Annotated in this window: 19 protein-coding genes; 9 read left to right on the top strand and 10 right to left on the bottom strand. The window is 67.6% G+C overall.

Annotated features, from left to right (window positions below):
* The first annotated feature begins 110 nt into the window (after positions 1–110).
* Together GQE99_RS07515 and GQE99_RS07510 are read left to right on the top strand one after the other, a co-directional pair.
* Positions 111–737, top strand: a complete 627-nt coding sequence (locus GQE99_RS07515; RefSeq protein WP_161350987.1) for a J domain-containing protein — start codon at positions 111–113, stop codon at positions 735–737.
* Positions 734–1,588 (top strand): SDR family oxidoreductase, encoded by an 855-nt coding sequence (locus GQE99_RS07510; protein WP_161350986.1) that lies wholly within the window; start codon positions 734–736, stop codon positions 1,586–1,588. The genes GQE99_RS07515 and GQE99_RS07510 overlap by 4 nt, the downstream gene beginning before the upstream one ends.
* Before the next feature lie 8 nt (positions 1,589–1,596).
* Here GQE99_RS07510 and GQE99_RS07505 read toward each other — a convergent pair whose 3' ends face one another.
* The 5 genes from GQE99_RS07505 to GQE99_RS07485 form a co-directional block, all read right to left on the bottom strand.
* Complete coding sequence (locus GQE99_RS07505; RefSeq protein WP_161350985.1) at positions 1,597–2,358, bottom strand: ion channel; 762 nt, start codon at positions 2,356–2,358, stop codon at positions 1,597–1,599.
* A 145-nt stretch (positions 2,359–2,503) separates the two neighbouring features.
* Entirely contained in the window at positions 2,504–2,977 is a 474-nt protein-coding gene (gene msrB / locus GQE99_RS07500; protein ID WP_161350984.1) for a peptide-methionine (R)-S-oxide reductase MsrB, read from the bottom strand.
* Between the two features lie 79 nt (positions 2,978–3,056).
* Positions 3,057–3,626 carry a fasciclin domain-containing protein gene (locus tag GQE99_RS07495; RefSeq protein ID WP_161350983.1) on the bottom strand — a complete coding sequence of 190 codons (570 nt, stop codon included), beginning with the start codon at positions 3,624–3,626 and terminating at the stop codon, positions 3,057–3,059.
* A gap of 192 nt (positions 3,627–3,818) precedes the next feature.
* Positions 3,819–4,496 (bottom strand): anti-sigma factor, encoded by a 678-nt coding sequence (locus GQE99_RS07490; protein ID WP_161350982.1) that lies wholly within the window; start codon positions 4,494–4,496, stop codon positions 3,819–3,821.
* The gene (locus GQE99_RS07485; protein ID WP_161350981.1) at positions 4,493–5,032 is read right to left on the bottom strand and encodes a sigma-70 family RNA polymerase sigma factor; all 540 of its coding nucleotides are present in this window, start codon (positions 5,030–5,032) and stop codon (positions 4,493–4,495) included. The genes GQE99_RS07490 and GQE99_RS07485 overlap by 4 nt, the downstream gene beginning before the upstream one ends.
* 136 nt (positions 5,033–5,168) lie before the next feature.
* Between GQE99_RS07485 and cobS the strand changes: the two genes are divergently transcribed.
* Together cobS and GQE99_RS07475 are read left to right on the top strand one after the other, a co-directional pair.
* The gene (cobS, locus tag GQE99_RS07480; protein WP_161350980.1) at positions 5,169–6,155 is read left to right on the top strand and encodes a cobaltochelatase subunit CobS; all 987 of its coding nucleotides are present in this window, start codon (positions 5,169–5,171) and stop codon (positions 6,153–6,155) included.
* A 286-nt stretch (positions 6,156–6,441) separates the two neighbouring features.
* Complete coding sequence (locus tag GQE99_RS07475; protein WP_161350979.1) at positions 6,442–6,825, top strand: hypothetical protein; 384 nt, start codon at positions 6,442–6,444, stop codon at positions 6,823–6,825.
* Between the two features lie 62 nt (positions 6,826–6,887).
* Here GQE99_RS07475 and GQE99_RS07470 read toward each other — a convergent pair whose 3' ends face one another.
* On the bottom strand, positions 6,888–7,490 hold the full coding sequence (locus tag GQE99_RS07470; protein WP_161350978.1) for an NADPH-dependent FMN reductase: 603 nt from the start codon (positions 7,488–7,490) through the stop codon (positions 6,888–6,890).
* A gap of 172 nt (positions 7,491–7,662) precedes the next feature.
* Between GQE99_RS07470 and cobT the strand changes: the two genes are divergently transcribed.
* Genes cobT through GQE99_RS07455 form a run of 3 tightly spaced genes read left to right on the top strand, consistent with a single transcriptional unit; the run spans position 7,663 to position 11,744 of the window.
* Positions 7,663–9,543: a cobaltochelatase subunit CobT gene (gene cobT / locus GQE99_RS07465; RefSeq protein WP_161350977.1), complete on the top strand. Its 1,881-nt coding sequence runs from the start codon at positions 7,663–7,665 to the stop codon at positions 9,541–9,543.
* The gene (locus GQE99_RS07460) at positions 9,543–11,342 is read left to right on the top strand and encodes an aminopeptidase P family protein (protein ID WP_161350976.1); all 1,800 of its coding nucleotides are present in this window, start codon (positions 9,543–9,545) and stop codon (positions 11,340–11,342) included. Before cobT ends, GQE99_RS07460 begins: the two co-directional genes overlap by 1 nt.
* Positions 11,343–11,402: 60 nt before the next feature.
* Positions 11,403–11,744 (top strand): DUF427 domain-containing protein, encoded by a 342-nt coding sequence (locus GQE99_RS07455; protein ID WP_161350975.1) that lies wholly within the window; start codon positions 11,403–11,405, stop codon positions 11,742–11,744.
* Between the two features lie 4 nt (positions 11,745–11,748).
* Here GQE99_RS07455 and GQE99_RS07450 read toward each other — a convergent pair whose 3' ends face one another.
* Entirely contained in the window at positions 11,749–13,437 is a 1,689-nt protein-coding gene (locus tag GQE99_RS07450; RefSeq protein WP_161350974.1) for a chloride channel protein, read from the bottom strand.
* A 73-nt stretch (positions 13,438–13,510) separates the two neighbouring features.
* On the opposite strand from GQE99_RS07450, the gene GQE99_RS07445 reads away from it, so the two are divergent.
* Positions 13,511–14,884, top strand: coding sequence for an FAD-binding oxidoreductase (locus GQE99_RS07445; protein WP_161350973.1), 1,374 nt, complete (start codon positions 13,511–13,513; stop codon positions 14,882–14,884).
* Positions 14,881–15,108, top strand: coding sequence for a hypothetical protein (locus tag GQE99_RS07440; RefSeq protein WP_328794071.1), 228 nt, complete (start codon positions 14,881–14,883; stop codon positions 15,106–15,108). The genes GQE99_RS07445 and GQE99_RS07440 overlap by 4 nt, the downstream gene beginning before the upstream one ends.
* An 81-nt stretch (positions 15,109–15,189) precedes the next feature.
* Here GQE99_RS07440 and recN read toward each other — a convergent pair whose 3' ends face one another.
* The 3 genes from recN to ftsZ all read right to left on the bottom strand — a co-directional run bounded on the left by recN (position 15,190) and on the right by ftsZ (position 19,669).
* The gene (gene recN / locus GQE99_RS07435; protein WP_161350972.1) at positions 15,190–16,842 is read right to left on the bottom strand and encodes a DNA repair protein RecN; all 1,653 of its coding nucleotides are present in this window, start codon (positions 16,840–16,842) and stop codon (positions 15,190–15,192) included.
* 10 nt (positions 16,843–16,852) lie between these two features.
* Positions 16,853–17,758 carry an outer membrane protein assembly factor BamD gene (locus GQE99_RS07430; RefSeq protein ID WP_202530612.1) on the bottom strand — a complete coding sequence of 302 codons (906 nt, stop codon included), beginning with the start codon at positions 17,756–17,758 and terminating at the stop codon, positions 16,853–16,855.
* Positions 17,759–18,016: 258 nt separating this feature from the next.
* Positions 18,017–19,669 carry a cell division protein FtsZ gene (ftsZ, locus tag GQE99_RS07425; RefSeq protein ID WP_161350971.1) on the bottom strand — a complete coding sequence of 551 codons (1,653 nt, stop codon included), beginning with the start codon at positions 19,667–19,669 and terminating at the stop codon, positions 18,017–18,019.
* Positions 19,670–19,733 lie beyond the last annotated feature (64 nt).

Raw genomic sequence — 19,733 nt, 5'->3', positions numbered from 1 at the left:
GGGGCGGTCACGAAAGTTTTTGGGCGGGGGACCGCCTTTTTCGGGCAGGTCCCTTCTCATGTCGGGAAAATGCACTAAACTCCCTCGTCCGAGTCGAAAAGAGTGGGTTCATGGATAAGAGCAGCGATCCTTTCGGTTTTGACATTTCGGTGTCGGCCTCGAAAAAAAAGCGCACGCGCGGCAAGCGCGGCATGTCTGGTGCGTTCGAAACCTCGACGCGCGTATGCGAGCATCCCGGGTGCGAGGAACAGGGGCAATACCGCGCGCCGCGCAGTCCCGACCACCTCGACGAGTACCTGTGGTTCTGCAAGGAGCACGTGCGCGAGTACAATCTGAAGTGGAATTTCTTCAACGGCGCGACCGAAGAAGAAATGGACGACCAGGCCAACAAGGACAAGGTCTGGGAGCGTGAGACGAAGTCGTTCCGCTCGCGCGAACAGCGTGCCTGGTCGCGCCTGGGCGTCGACGACCCGCACCAGGTTCTGGGCGCCAACGCCACCCAGAACCCCGGCAAGTCCGTGACCGGCACCCGCCGCCTGCCGCCCACCGAGCGGCGCGCGATCGAGATCCTCGACGCCAAGGACCACTGGACCAAGGCCGAGGTGCGCAAGGCCTACAAGGCGCTGATCAAGGTGCTGCACCCGGACATGAACGGCGGCGACCGCAGCCAGGAAGAGCAGCTTCAGCAGGTCGTCTGGGCCTGGGACCAGATCAAGGAAAGCCGGAACTTCAAGTGACGCCCCGCCGCCTGCTGGTCACGGGGGCCACCGGAAACGTCGGGCGCGAAGTGCTGCGCGCGCTCGGCGGCGGTGGCCACGACGTGACCGTGGGGCTGCGCGACCCCGCGCGCTGGCACGGGGCCGAACCGGCGGTCGCCTTGGACCTCGCAACCGGCCGCGGCCCGGACGCCGCCTTCGACGCGATCTTCCTGATGCGTCCGCCCGCGCTTGCCGACCCAGCCCCGTTCCGCAGGTTCCTCTCCACCCATGCACGCGACACCCGGATCGTGTTCCTGTCGGTCGCCGGGGCCGAGACGAAGAGCTACCTGCCCCATGCGAAGATCGAGGCGGTGATCCGGGAGGCGGGCTTCGCCCACTGCTTCGTGCGTCCCGGCTATTTCATGGAGAACCTGACGACCACGCTGGCCGATGAGCTCGCGCGCACGGGCCGTGTCGTCCTGCCCGCGGGCAAGCTCGGCTTCGACTGGATCTCGGCGCGCGACGTGGGCGCGATGGCTGCCTGGGCCATGACGGCCGGGACGGTGCCCGAGGCGCTCCGCGTGACCACCGGGCACGCGATGGACTTCGCTGCCGCCCTCGACGCGGTGAACGGCGCCGCGGGGACCGGCTTTCGCTACGCGCCGAAATCGGTCGCGGGCTTCGTGGCCCACGCCCGGCGGCAGGGGCAGCCGTGGTCCTACATCGCGGTGATGCTGCTTCTGCACACCCTGCCCCGCCTTCGGCCCGAGGCACCCCGGCCGGGCGATGTCGAGCGTATCCTCGGGCGTGCCCCGGAAACCCTGTCGGACTGGGCCGCGCGCAATGCCGACGCATTGCGCGCCCTCATGGCGGACGCGGCCCCCACCTGAGCCGTGGTTCAGACCAGGCCCTCGGTCTCGATCTTCACCGTGGCCCCGCAATGCTTGCAGTGCACCGCGTCGGGGTCGTGCAGCAACAGCCCGCAGTTTTCACATTCGTGGCGCACCTTCGGGGGCCGGAACAGCGCCGTGGCCAGGCGCAGGAACAGCGTGATCCCCACGATCATGACGGCCACCGACAGCATCTTGCCCGCCGTGCCCTGAAGCGTGATGTCGCCGAAGCCGGTGGTGGTGAGCGTGGTCACGGTGAAGTAGAGCGCGTCGGCGTAGTTGCCGATCTCGGGGTTCTGTTCGGCCTGCGTCGCGTAGATGAGGCCGGTCATCACGAAAAGGAACACCACGAGGTTCACGGTCGCCAGCAGCACGTGTTCGTTCTGGCGGAAGAACTTGAAATCCTTCCTGAGCCGCGCGGCGAGCTGGTAGGTGTGCAGGAGCCGGAGCGTGCGCAGGATGCGCAGGAAGCCGAAGCCCTCGCCCGCGATCGGGGCCAGGAAGCTGACCATCGCGATCAGGTCCGCCCACGTCGACAGCTTCATGAAATGGCGCGCCTTGGCGCGGGTGACGTAGAGATGCGCCGCGAAATCGGCGAGGATCACGGCCCCGATCACCATGTCGATCGTCTCGACAACCGGGCCATGCTCGAAGAACGACGTGCCGATCACGAAGGCGATCGTGGTCAGGTCGAAGGTCAGGAGCGCGTAGCGGAACCGATGCGCGCGGTCGGTATGGCCTTCGTAGAGTTCGCGGAGCGTTTTCTTCATGCCCGCAGTTGAGCAGAGTTCCCGTCCACTCACAATGCGCGGGACCAGGAGGCGAAAGTGCGGCGGACCGGGGGACGGGACAGACAAATCGGCCCGCCGCTGGGACCACGCCGGACTGGGCCGGCACGGACCGTTCGTTGGGGCGTCAGGCGGACGCCGGGGTGAACGTCAGGCTGACGCCGTTGATGCAGTGGCGCTTGCCGGTGGGCTCGGGGCCGTCATCGAAGATGTGGCCCAGGTGCGAGCCGCAGCGCGAACAGTGGCATTTGGTGCGCACGCTGAAGAGCAGTTTGCGGTCCTTCTTGGTGCCGATCGCGCCGGGGATGTTGTCGTAGAAGGACGGCCAGCCGGTGCCGCTCTTGAACTTGGTCTCGGAGGCATAGAGCGCCTGGTCGCAGCCCTTGCAATGGAACGTGCCCTTCCGGGTCTCGTCGTTCAGCGGCAAGGTGAAGGCGGGCTCGGTCCCCTCTTCGCGCATCACCGCGAATTCGGCGTCCGTGAGCATGGCGCGCCACTCCGCCTCGCTGCGGGTCACCTCGTAGGTGACGCCTTCCTTGCCCGCGAAGGCGGGGGTGGCGAGTGCGGCGACGCTTGTCGCGAGGAACGTGCGGCGTTTCATGGGGGCCTCCTTTCCTGTGACGTGGCGGCGGGGGCGCGGCTGTGGTCCGCGCCCCCGCCTCTGCTCGACCTCGAGCCTATTACATCGCGGGGAGCAGGACCTCGTCGATGACATGGATCACGCCGTTCGACTGCTTCACGTCGGCGATCGTGACTTCGGCGGTGCGCCCGCGCTCGTCCTCGATCATGATCGTGTCGCCGTCGTAGGTCGCCTGCAGCGTGCAGCCGCCCACGGTCTCGACCGGGTGGGTGCCGCCGTCATCGTCGATCATGCCCTTGATGGCCATCGACATGGCATCGGCCGCGACCACGTGGCAGGTGAGCACCTTCACGAGCTGGTCCTTGTTCTCCGGCTCGAGCAGGCTTTCGACCGTACCGGCGGCCAGGTGATCGAACGCCGCGTTGGTCGGCGCGAACACGGTGAACGGGCCTTCGCCGCTCAGCGTCTCCACGAGCCCGGCGGCCTTCACGGCGGCGACGAGCGTGGTGTGGTCTTCGGAATTCACCGCGTTCTCGACGATCGTCTTGTCGGCGAACATCGGCGCGCCGCCCACCATCGGGTTGCCGGTTTCCGAGTGGCTGCCGGCAAAGGCGGCGCCCGCGGTCATGGCGATGGCTGTGGTGGCGGTCAGGATTTTCGTGCGAAGCATGTTTGTCTCCCTTTTGGTCTTTGTCCGTCCCGAACCGTCCTGGCCGGGATCACTGGAAGCCACGGGCGGTGGCCGGAGGGAGTTTCAGGGGATGCGAGATTTTTCGCGGAAAAATTCCAACCCCCTGAATTTCAAAGACAAATTATGTGAAATTTCCGCCGGCACCGGTGAAACATCCCGGCGTGCGGCGGATCAGAGCGTTTCGACAGCGCCCGTCGCGATCACCGGACCCGTGGGTGCGCCGGTGGGCGAGCCGCCGACGGGCTCCACCGACACGGCGAGCGTGCCACCGGCAAGCTGGTCGGCCAGCGTCGGGTCGACCGACAGGCGGGCCGGCGCGTCCGCGGGCAGCACGCCCATCGACACCGGCGCGTTGTTGCCCGCGATGAGCCAGAGCTCGTGATCCGTGCCCGGCTCCGGCGCGCGACGCGGTTCCACGTAGAGCTCGCCGGTCTCGGCGTCATAGCCCGCGGCCAGGATCAGCTCGCCGCCTTCCGAGGCCAGGTCGGCATGGTACACGGGGTCGGACGGCGGCCGCACGCCGCCGTCGGGCAACGGCACGAGAAGCAGCACCAGCGCGAGCGCGGCGGCCAGCACGCCCGGAATCCCCGCCAGCAGCCAGCGCGGCCCGCGCGTGCCCGCGAAGAGGCGGCGGTCGAGCTTGCGCCACACGCGCGACGGCGGGGCGACCTCGTCGACCTCGTCCGTGAGCTGGGCGAAATCCTCCTGCCAGGCGACGACGAGCGCGGCCAGCGCCTGTTCACGGCGCATGCGGGCGGCGAAGGCCGCCGCCTCGTCCTGCGACATCAACCCCAGCACGTATTCGCCGGCAAGGGCACGGTCGTCTTCTGGCAGTTCCGTCTCGCTCATGGCTCGAGACATTCCTTCAGTTTGATCAGGCTGCGACGCAGCCACGTACGCATCGTATTCAACGGCACTTCGAAGTGCCGGGCGAGATCGGCATAGGTTTCGCCATCAAGATAGGCACGGCGAACCGCCTGTGCCCGGTCGGGTTCGAGCGTGTCGAAACATTCCTCGACCCGGCGCGCCTCGGAGGCGGCCACGGCGCGTGCTTCGGGCCCCGGGGCCCGGTCGGGCATGGCCGCGATGGCATCGTCGCCCTCCGTGTCCCTGCGCGCGCGCAGGCGGTCGATCGCGTGGTTTCGCGCGATCGTGATAAGCCACGTCATCGGGCTCGCCCCGCCCGACGAGTAGCGTTTGGCATTGCGCCAAACCTTCACATAGATGTCCTGCAATGCATCCTCGGCCTCGCTTCTGTCCTTCAAGACACGCAGCGTGACGCCGAAAAGTTTCGCCGATGTGTGATCATAGAGGCTTTGGAACGCACCGCGATCGCCGAGGGCACATCGGGCTATCCAGCCATCAATCTCTTCGCGCGTTGCCATGCCACCTCGTGAACCTCACGTCACTGTAGGCAAAATGCGCCGCTGCGCAATGCGTGTGACGCGCGCCCCCCTTTTCCTCGGCCACCATTGCTATATGGTGCCGCGACAGACCCAGATTGCGGACAAAGGACCACCGATGGCTGACGGAACGAGCGACATCACCGCGAAACCGACCGAAGACGTTTCGGTGCGCGAGGTGTTCGGAATCGACACGGACATGATGGTGAAGGGCTTCGCGGAAGCTTCGGACCGCGTGCCGGAACTCGACACGACCTACAAATTCGATCCCGACACGACGATGGCGATCCTCGCCGGCTTTTCCCACAATCGCCGCGTGATGATCCAGGGCTACCACGGCACCGGCAAGTCGACGCATATCGAACAGGTCGCCGCCCGGCTGAACTGGCCGACGGTGCGCGTGAACCTCGACAGCCACATCAGCCGGATCGACCTGATCGGCAAGGACGCGATCAAGCTGCGCGACGGCAAGCAGGTGACCGAATTCCACGAGGGCATCCTGCCCTGGGCGCTGCGCAACCCCGTCGCCATCGTGTTCGACGAATACGACGCGGGCCGCGCCGACGTGATGTTCGTCATCCAGCGCGTGCTGGAACATGACGGCAAGCTCACGCTTCTGGACCAGAACGAGATCATCACGCCGAACAAGTACTTCCGCCTGTTCGCGACCTCGAACACGGTGGGCCTGGGCGACACGACCGGCCTCTACCACGGCACGCAGCAGATCAACCAGGCGCAGATGGACCGCTGGTCGCTCGTCGCGACCCTGAACTACCTGCGCCATGACGCGGAGGCCGCGATCGTGCTGGCCAAGGCGCCGCACTACAACACCGAGAAGGGCCGCAAGCAGGTGAACCAGATGGTCACCGTGGCCGACCTGACGCGGACCGCCTTCATGAACGGCGACCTGTCGACGGTGATGTCGCCCCGGACCGTTATCAACTGGGCCCAGAACGCTGAGATCTTCCGCGATATCGGCTATGCCTTCCGCCTGACGTTCCTCAACAAGTGCGACGAGCTCGAGCGCCAGACGGTCGCCGAGTTCTACCAGCGCTGCTTCGACGAGGAGCTTCCGGAAAGCGCGGCGAACGTGGCGGTCGTGTAACCGCACCACCCCGGACCTGTTCACACGGCCGGCCCCTCGGGGCCGGTCGTTGCGTTTCGGGGAACGCGATTCGCGGGTGCGGGGAAAATCGGGGCCCGTCCCCTCGTTGCGACGCTGCCACGGGGGCCTTCATCGCGCTTTTTCGCGGGATTTGAATATTGCCTAGAAGTTTCAGCGCCTTACGCTGAGAAGCGCATGTTTCCCCGCCCATTTCGGCGCGCGCGATTCACGAAAAGTTTTCATTTTGCATGCCTGTTCGGCGGAAATTTCGTGAGAAGCTCAAGGAATGAGCAGTTTGAAAACATTCGTCGGGGCCTGGGCTCTGTGCCTGCTCGCCCCCGCCGCACTCACCGCCGCGCCGGGTGATCTCACGCGGCAATTCGCCACCTGCACCGGGCGGCTTTCGGCGCAGATGGAATTCCAGTGGCTGCTGAGCGACACGGGCTCCGACCGGACGGAGGAAGAACGCGCCGCCATGATCTCGCTCCTCGAAGCGGTGGTCCGGCCCGAGGACCGGCGCAATGCGCTCGCGCTTCGGATCGAGGCGAAACAGGCGCATACCGCCCTGCTCACCCGCGCGCATTTCAACGACGACAAGGCGCAGGCCACCTGGGCCGCCAACCGTGCCGCGGTGGAAATCGGCCGCTGCCGGTCGCTCATCCTGGGCTGAAAGCGCGCACGAAAAAGGCCCGCCACCGGGGCGGGCCTTTCGTCTCTGCGCGAGATACGGGATCAGGCGGCTTTCGCCTGCTCTTCCTCGCGCGCCTGCATCGTGGCCTTCGCCCACCAGGCGAGGTCGTCGAACATCGCGGTGGCCGAGGGGGCGAGGATCGGGTCGACCTCGGACATCGGGCCGTCGCTGCCCATCGGGTGGACCTTCATCAGTTCGCCACCGGCTAGGTGGACGGCGTGACGGATCGGCACCATCTGGAGCTCGACCCCGATGCCGCGCAGGTGCTCGACCGCACGGCCCGCACCCAGGCCACCGTAGCCGAACGCGGCCATCGGCTTGTGCACCCATTCGACGTAAGCCTGGTCGAGCGCGTTCTTGAGCGCGCCGGTGATCGAGTGGTTGTACTCGGCCACGAGGAAGATGTAGCCGTCGTATTCGGCCACCTTGCGCTGCCATTCGATGGCCTTCGGGTCCTGCGACGGCACCCACATGTTCGAGGCGACCTCGTCGAAGAGCGGCAGGTCGAAGTCGCGCAGGTCGACGAGCTCGACCTCCATGTCGGTGCGCTCGGCGGCCTTCTCCATCAGCCAGGCGGCGGGTTTGTCGGCGAAACGCGCCTGGCGCGTGGAGCCGACGATGACGGCGATGCGGGGTTTGGACATATCCTGTCTCCTGTGTGTTCAAGCGTTCGTTGAGCCTTACATGGACGCACAAACCACCCGCATCAACGGCATGATATGTGCACAGCGGCGCAGACTTTGTGCAAGCACGCGGCGCGCTGCCGACGCACCGTGACCGCTTGCCCCTGCCTCGGCCCGGTGATTTAACTCACGCATGGCAAAAAGCTCCGACAACCCCGCCGATCCTTTCAAGAAGGCCCTGGCCGAAGCCACCAAGGTGATGGCCGACGACGGCGACCTGCAGGTCACCTACACGGTCGACCCGGCCGGCACGTCGGGCGACACCATGCGCCTGCCGCAGGTGACCCGGCGCATGAGCCGGGAGGAAGTCCTGCTCGCGCGCGGCACCGCCGATGCGCTCGCCATGCGTCACAAGTTCCACGACGCCAAGACCCATACGCGCTACGCCCCCTCGGGCGACATGGCGCGCGCGATCTACGAGGCGATGGAGACGGCCCGGTGCGAAGCGATGGGGGCGCGCGAGATGCCGGGCACCGCGTCCAACATCGACCACAAGATCGCGGAGGACGCGATGAAGCGCGGCTTCGCGGGGATCACCCAGCAGACCGACGCCCCCCTGCCCGACGCCGCCGGCTACTTCGTGCGCCAGGCCGCCACCGGGCGCGACCTGCCGGCAGGCGCGTCCAACGTGCTCGACCTGTGGCGCGACTTCATCGAGGGCCAGGCGGGCGACACGTTCGAGGATCTGCAGGACAAGCTCTCGGACCAGTCCACCTTCGCCAAGTTCGCCCGCCAGGTGATCGACGACCTGGGCTACGGCGACCAGTTGGGCGAAGACCCCGACGACAACATGGACGACGACAGCGAGGACGAGGCCGAGCAGGACGAAGAGGACCAGCAGCAGGAAGAGGGCCAGGAGGAGAGCGACGAGTCCGAAGACGAAAGCGGCGCCACCCCCGAACAGGACCAGGAACAGCAGCAGGACGAGAGCGAGGCCCAGGTCTCGATGGACGACCTGGCGGACGAGGAGATGGGCGACGAGGCCGAGATGCCCGAGGCCGACGCGCCCCACGAGCCGCCGCCCCCGCCGCCCGCGTCCGAGGCGGACCCGAACTACAAGGTCTACCGCGCCGACAACGATGAAGAGATCAAGGCCGAGGAGCTGGCGGAACCCGCCGAGCTGGAACGCCTGCGCGCCTATCTCGACCAGCAGCTCGAGCCGCTCAAGGGCGCCGTCGGGCGGCTGGCCAACAAGCTGCAGCGCCGCCTGCAGGCGCAGCAGAACCGCAGCTGGGAGTTCGACAAGGAAGAGGGCGTGCTCGATGCCGGGCGCCTGGCCCGCGTGGTGGCCAACCCGACGACCCCGCTGAGCTTCAAGGTCGAGAAGGACATGGAGTTCCGCGACACCGTCGTGACGCTGCTCCTCGACAATTCCGGCTCCATGCGCGGCCGCCCGATCTCGATCGCGGCGATCTGTGCCGACGTGCTCGCCCGCACGCTGGAGCGCTGCGACGTGAAGGTCGAGATCCTTGGCTTCACCACCCGGGCGTGGAAGGGCGGACAGGCGCGCGAGGCGTGGCTGGCCGATGGTCGCCCGCAGAGCCCCGGCCGCCTGAACGACCTGCGCCACATCATCTACAAGTCCGCCGACGCGCCGATGCGCCGGACCCGGTCCAACCTGGGCCTGATGATGAAGGAAGGGTTGCTCAAGGAGAACATCGACGGCGAGGCGCTGGAATGGGCGCACCGGCGGCTGATCGGCCGCCAGGAGGCGCGCAAGATCCTCATGGTGATCTCCGACGGGGCGCCGGTGGATGATTCCACGCTCTCGGTGAACCCGGCGAACTACCTCGAGAAGCACCTGCGCGACGTGATCGCGATGGTCGAGCGGCGCAAGACCGTCGAGCTTCTGGCGATCGGCATCGGCCACGACGTGACGCGGTATTACGACCGCGCCGTCACGATCACGGACGTCGAACAGCTCGCCGGTGCGATGACCGAGCAACTCGCCGCCCTCTTCGACGCGGATCCGCGGGCGCGCGCCCGGGTGATGGGCATACGGAAGGCCTCCTGATGTTCCAGAGCTTCGAGACGACGGCGGACCCGACCCACGGTGCGCCCCGGCTGGCCCGGCTGCGTGCGGCGATGGCCGACGAGGGGCTCGACGGGTTCTTCGTGCCCCGCGCCGACGCCTACCAGGGCGAATACGTGGCCGACGCGGATGCGCGTCTGGGCTGGCTCACCGGCTTCACCGGCTCGGCGGGCTTCTGCATCGCGCTGACGGACGAGGCCGGGGTCTTCGTCGACGGGCGCTACCGCGTGCAGGTGCGCGACCAGGTCGACCTGGACGCCTTCACCCCGGTCGACTGGCCCGAGGTGAAACCCGGCGACTGGCTGGCCGAACGGTTGTCGGCGGGCGCAAAGGTGGGGTTCGATGCCTGGCTGCATACGGCCGGCGAAATCGAGGCGATCGAGAAAGCACTCAAGGGCCGCGGGATCGAGATGGTCGCCTGCGACAACCTCGTGGACGCGGTCTGGACCGACCGCCCGGCCCCGCCGGCCGAGCCGGTCATCGCCCAGCCGCTGGAGTTCGCCGGTCAATCCACCGACGACAAGCTCGACGCGCTGGTCGAGACGCTCGAGGCCGATGAACAGCAGGCGGTGGTGCTCACCGCGCCGGATTCGATCTGCTGGCTTTTCAACATCCGCGGCAGCGATATCCCCCGTGTCCCGGTGATGCAGGGCTTCGCCATCGTGACCCGCGCGGGCAAGTGCCTCGTCTTCACCGAACCGGGCCGCGAGATGGACGAGGGAATCGCGGGCGAGCGGGTGGCTTTCGCTGATATCGCGGATTTCGCCGATGCGCTGGCCGAGCTCGAAGGCCCGGTGCGCGTGGACAAGGCGACCGCGCCGCTCGCCGTTTCGCGCATCCTCGAGGCCGAGGGCAGCACCGTGGCCTGGGGCCAGGACCCCTGCGCCCTGCCCAAGGCGCGCAAGAACGCCGCCGAGCTCGAGGGCGCGCGCAACGCCCATCTGCGCGACGCCGCCGCGATGGTCGAGTTCCTGACCTGGTACGATGCCACCGCCCCCGACGGCGGGCTGACCGAGATCGACCTCGTCACCGAACTGGAAAGCCAGCGCCGCGCGACGAACGACCTGCGCGACATCTCCTTCGACACGATCGCGGGCGCGGGCCCGCACGGCGCGATCATGCACTACCGCGTCACCCGCGACACCAACCGCACGCTGGAGCGCGGCAACCTCGTCGTGCTCGACAGCGGCGGCCAGTACGTGGACGGCACCACCGACATCACCCGCACCCTGCCCGTGGGCGAAGCGGGGGACGAGGAGCGCGCGGCCTTCACCCGCGTGCTCAAGGGCATGATCGCGATCTCGCGCGCCCGCTTCCCGCGTGGCGTCAGCGGCGCACACCTGGACGCGCTGGCGCGTTACCCGCTTTGGCTCGCCCACCAGGATTTCAACCACGGCACGGGGCACGGCGTGGGCTCCTACCTGTCCGTGCACGAGGGGCCGCAGCGCCTGTCGCGCGTGTCCGATGTCCCGCTGGAACCGGGCATGATCCTGTCGAACGAGCCGGGGTATTACCGCAACGGCGCCTTCGGCATCCGGATCGAGAACCTGATCGCCGTGACCGAGGCGGAGCGCCCCGCGATGGGCGACGACCGCGATTTCCTGTGCTTCGAGACGCTCACCTACGTGCCGATCGACCGGCGGCTGATCCTGACGGACATGCTGGATGCGGGCGAGCGGGAATGGCTCGACGCCTATCACCGGACGTGCCTCGAAAAATTGTCGGGCCGCGTCTCGGCCCCCGCGCACCTGTGGCTGACCCACGCCTGTGCGCCACTTTGACACAGAACAGATACGAAAAACCTGCTAGCATCCCCGCGCAGGGAACAGGGAGGGACCCGAATGGCTGACCATATCAAGATCCGCAAGGCGCCGGGCAAATGGGTCGTGCGCGCGGGCGGCGCGGTTCTGGGCGAAACCTCGAACGCGCTCGAACTGTCCGAGGGCGACATGAGCCCGGTGATCTACTTCCCCAAGGCCGATCTCGCCATGTCCTTCCTCGACGGGTCCGACACGACCTCGCACTGCCCGTGGAAGGGGGACGCGACCTATTACTCGATTCAGACGAAATCGACCGTGATCGAGGATGCCGGCTGGTCCTACGACAACCCGATCGACGAGGTGTCCCGCATCAAGGACCACATCGCCTTCTACACCGACAAGGTGACCGTCGAGGAGCTCTGAGCGCTCAGGAATGCTCCTCGCGCGCGGCCTCGGCCAGTTTCCGGTTGAAGGCCTTGAGCGCGTCCACATGGTGCAACGCCCCCCAAAGCTCCGGCCCCTCGCCCTCCCCGGCCAACGTCACGACCGGGATGAAGGGCGTGCCGGATTGTTCGAAGATCGGCATCGCGGCGTCCAGCGTCGCGTTGCCGTCGATGTAGACGCCATCCTGGATCAGCTCCCAGCATTGGTCCTCGCTCGCCGCGCGGGGGTCCTCCTTCTTGCGCATGACGCTTGCCACCCGGAGCGTCGCCAGCACCCAGGCCTGCGGCCCGGCGGCCAGTTTCACGCCGCGCCGGGCGAGCTGGGTGAGGAAGAAGGACATGTTGACGAGCCGGGTGGAGATCGCGGTCGAGATCGACACGCTCACCATCACCGCAAGCCCCGTCTGCCAGTCTCCGGTAAGCTCGAACACGATCATCGTGGTCGAGATCGGCGCGCCCAGCACGGCCGCCGCGACCGCCCCCATGCCCGCCAGCGCGTAGAGCGTTTCGCTGCCCGAGACGTTCGGGAACACCGCCGTGGCGATCAGTCCGAAGGCGAGCCCGGTGAGCGCGCCGACCATGAGCGCGGGTGAGAACACGCCGCCCCCCATGCGCCCGCCCATCGTGATCGACACCGCGATCACCTTCAGCACGGCGAAGACCATCGCCTCGTGCAGGATGAGTTCACCCGTGAGCGCACGGCTGGTGGTCTCGTAGCCGACCCCGATGATGTGCGGGAAATAGATCGCGAGCGCCCCCAGCATCAGCCCGGCCACCGCCGGACGCAGGACGCGCGGCAGGGGCGTCTTGCGCTGGATCCAGTTTCCCATGTCGTCGGCCAGGAAGATCGAGCGCATGAGCACCACCGCCACCACGCCCGCGACGAGCCCGAGGAGCAGGAAGGCCGGCAGCTCCACGTAGAAGGCCAGTCCCCCCTTCTGGGGCAGCACGAACTCGGTCACGCCGCCGAACTCCAGCCGGTTGATGACTGTGCCCGCGACGCTCGCGATGGCGATGGGGGCGAAGGCGCGCACGGCGAAGTGGCGCAGCACCACCTCGAGCGCGAAGAGCGCGCCGGCGATGGGGGCGTTGAAGCTTGCCGATACGGCCGCGGCCACGGCGCATCCCAGCAGGTCGCGCGCGGTCACGCCCGAGGCGTTGATCCGGTTCGACACCCATGTCGCCATGACCGCCGCCAAGTGCACGACCGGCCCCTCTCGCCCCGACGAGCCACCGGTCGACAGCGTGATGAGCGAGGCCAGCGCAGAGCCCAGCCCCGCGCGCCGTTCCACGCGCCCTTCCCACATCGCCGCGCCCTCGATCACGTCGGCCACGGCGCGCACGCGCCCGTCATGCGTCGTCCAGTTGAGGATGATGCCCACGACCAGCCCGCCCGCGACCGGGATGGCCAGGATCAGGTACCACGGCAGGCTGGCCGCGAAGGTGTGAAGATGGGCCACGTCCTCGGTGCCGTAGAGCAGCGACTGCAACGCATCGATGCCCTTGCGAAAGAAAAGCGCCGCGAAACCGGCCGCCACCCCGATCGCCAGCGCCATGAACCAGAACTGCGCCTGCCCCGGCCCCTTCTCGCGAATGACCGCCAGGGTACGGGCCCGGTGCGCGTTCGCGGCGGAAATCCACCTTTTGAGCGCAATTGTTCCTGAACGCGTCATAATCCCGTTGGACCCGGCCTTTTTTTCGCCTTTCCGACTCGATACTCAGTGCCGAACCGCATGGAGGGCAGGCATGCTTACCAAAGCTGCAACGTCAGAGCTTTCAAACCTTCTAGGAGATCGCCTGAGCGTCTCCAAGTCCGATCTGGACGCACATGGCGGCTCCGAGACCCACTTCGCCGCCGCGCCGCCGGACGCCGTCGCCTATCCGGAGACGACCGAAGAGGTGTCGCAGCTGATGAAGATCTGCCACGCCCACGGCGTTCCGGTGATCGGCTACGGTGCCGGCACGTCGCTGGAAGGACACACCAGCGCGATCCACGGCGGGTTGACGGTCGACTTCGCCCGCATGAACCGGGTGCTCGAGGTCAACCAGGGCGACATGGACGCGGTCGTGCAGCCAGGCATCACCCGCGAGGCGCTGAACCGCGACCTGCGGGCAACGGGCCTGTTCTTCTCGGTCGACCCGGGGGCCAACGCGAGTCTTGGCGGCATGGCGGCCACGCGCGCCTCCGGCACCACCACGGTGCGCTATGGCACGATGCGCGAGAACGTCCTGGGGCTCGAGGTCGTGATGGCCGATGGCCGGGTGATCCGCACCGGCACGCGAGCGCGCAAGAACTCGGCCGGCTACGACCTGACCAGCCTTTTCCTGGGGTCCGAGGGCACGCTTGGCCTGATCACCGAACTGTCGCTGCGCCTGCATGGCCAGCCCGAGGCGGTCTCGTCGGGAATCTGCGCCTTCGAACGGATGGAGGATGCGGTCGAGGCGGTCGTCGCGGTGATCCAGATGGGTCTGCCTATGGCGCGGATCGAGTTTCTGGATGCCGACGCCGTGCGCGCGGTGAACGCCTATTCCGGAACCGACGTGGTCGAGCAGCCGCATCTTTTCGTGGAATTCCACGGCTCCGACGCCAGTGTCGCCGAGGATGCCGCCCGTTTCGGCGAGATCGTCGCGGATTTCGGCGCCTCGGGGGTCGAGGTGGCCACGAAGCCCGAAGAGCGCACCGCCCTCTGGACCATGCGCCACCACGCCTACTGGGCCTGCCTGGGGCTCAAGAAGGGCGCCACGGCGGTGGTGACGGATGTCTGCGTCCCGATCTCGGCCCTCGCCCAGGCGGTCGAGGAGACGCGCGCCGACATCGCCGACTCGATCATCGAGGGGCCGATCCTCGGGCACGTGGGCGACGGGAACTTTCATGCTATCCTGCTCGTTGACCCCGGGCAGCCGGCCGAACTCGATGTCGCCAAGTCCCTGGCTGCCCGCATGAATGAACGGGCGTTGCGGCTTGGCGGAACCGTTACGGGCGAGCACGGGATCGGCATCGGCAAGCTCGCCTACATGGACGCACAACATGGACACGCATGGGACGTGATGAGCGACATCAAGATGGCCCTGGATCCGCAGGGGATCCTGAATCCCGGAAAGCTGACAAAGCCCCGGTGAGCGAACGGATTCGTGCCGCCTGGGACCGCACGATGTCTTTCGCCCAGCACAAGCTGCCGCCGGGCCTTCGCCTGGTCGTGGGGCTCTTCCTGATGGTGTTCGGCGTCTTCGGTTTCCTGCCCATCTTCGGCTTCTGGATGTTTCCGCTGGGCGTGGGCATCGCCGCGCTGGACATCAAGCCGATCTGGGAAAAGCTGCGCAACACGCGCCGCCAAGGGCAGTAGGGAAAACCGGCTTTCACGTTCCGAACCCGGCGCCTCCGGAGGGTGTCCGAACCCGGCGAGAGACCTGCCCGGAGCGAAGCGCTACCCCAGAAGACTGCGCGCCGCCGCCCGCGCTTCCTGCGTGATCACGTCGCCGGAGATCATGCGCGCGATCTCGTCGATCCGGTCCTCGTCGTCGAGCGAGGTCACCCGCGACAGCGTCACGTCGTCCTCGACCGCCTTGGCCACCCGCCAGTGATGTGCCCCGAGGGCCGCCACCTGGGGCGAGTGCGTGACGACAAGCACCTGTCCGCCCTCGTCCGCCAGCCGCTTCAGCCGCCGCCCGACCGCGTCGGCGGTCGCCCCGCCCACGCCCCGGTCGATCTCGTCGAAGATCATGGTCAGCCCGCGCGCGTCCTTGGTCAGGCACACCTTGAGCGCCAGCAGGAAACGACTCAGTTCCCCGCCCGAGGCGATCTTGTTCAGGGGGCCGGCCGGCGCGCCCGGGTTGGTCGCCACGGTGAAGGTCACCGCGTCATGCCCCTCGGGCCCCGGATCGGCCGCTTCGATCCCGGTGGTGAACACGGCGCGTTCCATCTTGAGCGGGGCGAGTTCCGCCGACATCGCCGCGTCGAGCCGCCCGGCGGCCTCCGCACGTGCGGCGCTCAACGCGTCGGCCTCGGTGTCGTAGACGCGGCGCGCCTCGGCCTCGGCCTTGCGCAGCGCTTCGATGTCGCCCTCCCCCTTGTCCAGCGCGGCGAGCTTTTCGCGAATGTCGGCAGCAAAAGCGCCCAGGTCGTCGGCCAGCACGCCGTGCTTGCGCGCGAGCCCCCGGATCGCGAAAAGCCGCTCCTCGACCCGCTCAAGCTCGCTCGGATCGAAGGACAGCGCATCGAGCGCGGACTCCACCCCCTGCGTCGCCTCGCCCAGCTCCACCAGCGCACGATTCAGCGCGTCGATCGCCGGGTCGAGCGCCTCGCCCGCCCTGTCGGCCACGCCTTCGAGCCAGCGCAGCGCATCGCCCATGCGCCCCTCTGCGCCCTCGCCGGGGCCGAGCGCCTGGGCGGCGCGGGTCACGTCCTCGCCGATCCGCTGGCCCGCCTGCATCATGCGGCGGCGTTCGTCGAGCTCGGCATCCTCGCCCGGCTGCGGATCGAGCGCTTCCAGCTCGCCGGCCGCGTGGCGCAGGAAGTCCTCTTCCTCGCGCGCGGCTGCCAGCCGTTCCTCGGCCGCGTGGAGCGCGTGGCCCGCCTCCGACAGCCGCCGCCACGCCGCGCGCACGTCGGCCACCTGGCCGTCGAGCCCGCCGAAGGCGTCGAGCAGCTTGCGGTGCGTGCGGGGGTTCAGAAGCCCCTTGTCGTCCTGCTGGCCGTGAAGTTCCACCAGCGTGTCCGACAGGGCGCGCAGCACTTCGCCGGAGGCGCGGCGGTCGTTGATCCACGCGCTCTTGGTGCCGTTGGATCGGTTCACGCGGCGCAGGATCAGTTCGTCCCCGCGCGGGATGCCCGCCTCGTCCAGCACCGCCATCGCCGCGTGGTCGTCGGGCAGCGCGAAGACCGCCGTCACCTCGCCCTCGTCCGCGCCCTGGCGCACGAGGTCCGCGCGGCCGCGCCAGCCCAGCACGAAGCCGAGCGAATCGAGCAGGATGGACTTGCCGGCCCCGGTTTCACCGGTAAGCACGTTCAGACCCGGCCGGAACTCGAGGTCCAGCCGGTCGATGATCAACATGTCCCGGATGTCGAGGCTTAACAGCATGGGCGTGGGGTCAGAGCCACTCGCCCTTGATCATCTGCCGGTAGATCGCGGAGAGCCAGTTGTTGCCCTTGGCCTCGGGCTTCAGCCCGTTCTTGGTCAGGAGCGCGTAGCTGTCCTCGTACCAAGGGGTGGACTGGAAGTTGTGACCAAGAATGGCACCGGCGGTCTGCGCCTCTTCCGTCAGGCCGAGCAGCAGGTAGCTCTCGACCAGGCGATGAAGCGCCTCGGGCGTCTGCGTCGTGGTCTGGAATTCCTCGACGACGACGCGGAAACGGTTGATCCCGGCGGCATAGTGCTGCCGCTTCAGGTAGTACCGCCCGATCTCCATCTCTTTCGCGGCAAGATGGTCGTAGGCCAGGTCGAATTTCAGGATCGCGGAGCGCGCGTATTCCGTTTCCGGGTAGCGTTCGATCACGTCGCGCAGCGCCTGGAGCGCCTGGTAGGTCAGGCCCTGGTCGCGGCCCACGTCCTCGATCTGGTCGTAATAGCTCAGCGCCAGGAGATAGGTCGCGTAAGCCGCGTCTTCGTCGCCCGGGTAGAAATCGATGAACCGCTGGGCCGAGGCGCGCGCCATCTCGTAATCCGCGGCCTTGTGGTAGGCATAGGCCTGCATCACCAGCGCGCGCTTGGCGAGTTCGGTGTAGGGATACACGCGCTCGACCTCGCCGAAATACTCGGCAGCGTCCTCGTAATCCCCGTTCTCGAGATCGTATTCCGCGCGGGTGAAGATCTGTTCGGCCGTGTAATCCTCGATCGGCTTGGATTCGCGACCGTCGCCGTCGAAGAGTCCGCCGAACCAGTCCCCGACACCGCCAAGACCGCCGCCGGAGCAACCGGAAAGGGCTGCCACCAGTGCCAGCGTCGCCGCCCCCTTCAGGGCCCTGGCCCTCATCGTGTCGCGCCGCTGATCAACCATGTCCCGCGCCTACCCCATCGCAAGTGATTCACCGGGTCCGTAATGCACCCGGACTGCGTTGGGATTTTTCCTAGCACATAAATTTTCCGGGCAAAATGGCCTTGGCGCCGAAAAACACCCGATGTGGTCAAAGTTATCCACAGGCCGTCCAGATATTGTGGCCCCTTCACGTGATGCGTGAAGAGGCCCCTGCAAGATGCTGTCGCCCCACGAAAAAGGCCGACCCGAAGGCCGGCCCTTTCGCGAGGTATGTCTGGATCAGTTCGCCTGGCGGCGCAGGAAGGCGGGAATTTCCACGCGCTCCTGGTCCGGGTCGTTCTGCGGCTCTTCCTGGGTCTGCGGGCGCGGCTGCGGCTCACGGCGCGGCTCGGCCTGGGCCTGTTCGGAACCCTGCCCGGTCATCCGGTTGATCAGCGAATTGATCCCGAAACGGGGACGTTCGCCGCCGCCCTGCTGCGGCTCGGCCTGGCGCGGCTGCTCGGCGCGCGAACGGCCGACAGCGGCTTCGAGCCGGGCCATCGCTTCGGGCGAAGGCTGGCCGGGTTGCGGGGCCTTGGGGGCCACGAACTGCGCAACGGGGGCGGCTTCCGGCTGCTGCTGGTGCTGCGGCTGCTGATACTGCGGTTCCTGGCGCGGGGCCGACTGGAACACCGGGGCCGGCACATCGTCACCCGCCTCTTCGGCCGGGAAGCCCTGGTCGTAGGAGCCTTCGGGGCGCTCTTCCTGGTCGAAGAAGGACGCCTGCGGTTCCTGCTGCTCGGGCTGCGCGTAGTGCTGCGGCTCGGCCGGCGGCTCGGTGTCGTAGCTCTGCTGCGCGACCGGCTCGCTCGCCGGCGAGAAGGTCGGCGCGCCGTGCTGGTGGCCGACCGACTGCTCGACCTCTTCCGGCGAATGCAGCGGTTCGGAGAGCTTGCGGCGCGGCAGCGGCACGTCGAGATGCGCCTCGGTCGCGTCGATGCCCGTGGCCACGACGGAGACGCGCATGGAACCGTCGATGTCTGTGTCCAGCGTCGAACCGACGATGATGTTCGCGTCCGGGTCCACCTCTTCGCGGATCCGGTTCGCGGCCTCGTCCAGCTCGAAGAGCGTGAGGTCGTAGCCGCCGGTGATGTTGATGAGAACGCCCCGGGCACCCTTGAGGCTGATCTCGTCCAGAAGCGGGTTCGCTATGGCCTTCTCGGCCGCCTGGATCGCGCGATCGTCGCCCTCGGCCTCGCCGGTGCCCATCATCGCCTTGCCCATCTCGTCCATGACCGAGCGCACGTCGGCGAAGTCGAGGTTGATGAGACCCGGGCGCACCATCAGGTCCGAGATGCCCTTGACGCCCTGGTAGAGCACGTCGTCGGCCATCGAGAACGCCTCGGTGAAGGTCGTCTTCTCGTTGGCGAGACGGAACAGGTTCTGGTTCGGGATGACGATCAGCGTGTCGACCATCTTCTGCAGCGCGTCGACGCCCTCGTCGGCCTGCCGCATGCGCTTGGCGCCCTCGAACTGGAAGGGCTTGGTCACGACGCCCACGGTCAGCACGCCCAGTTCACGGGCGGCCTGCGCGATGATCGGCGCGGCCCCGGTCCCGGTGCCGCCGCCCATCCCGGCGGTGATGAAGCACATGTGCGCCCCGGCCAGGTGATCGACGATCTGTTCGATCGACTCCTCGGCCGCGGCCGCACCGACCGAAGCCCGCGCCCCGGCGCCGAGCCCCTCGGTCACCTTGACGCCCATCTGGATGCGCGCCTGCGACTTGGACTGCGCCAGCGCCTGCGCATCGGTGTTCGCCACGACGAATTCGACGCCCTCGAGCGCCTTGTCGATCATGTTGTTGACCGCATTGCCGCCAGCGCCACCGACGCCAAACACGGTGATGCGGGGTTTGAGGTCATCCTGACCCGGCATGGTGAGGTTCAATGTCATGATCTTTCCGCCTGTCCTTTTGACTTGTCGTCCTTTGACCCGTCTCCGTGGTGCCAGTAATCCC

Origin of the sequence: Maritimibacter harenae, from assembly GCF_009882975.1 — a bacterium.
In the GTDB taxonomy this organism is placed as follows: Bacteria; Pseudomonadota; Alphaproteobacteria; order Rhodobacterales; family Rhodobacteraceae; genus Maritimibacter; species Maritimibacter harenae.
Note: the sequence above shows the minus strand (reverse complement) of the source record. Positions and strands in the feature narration are given on the sequence as shown.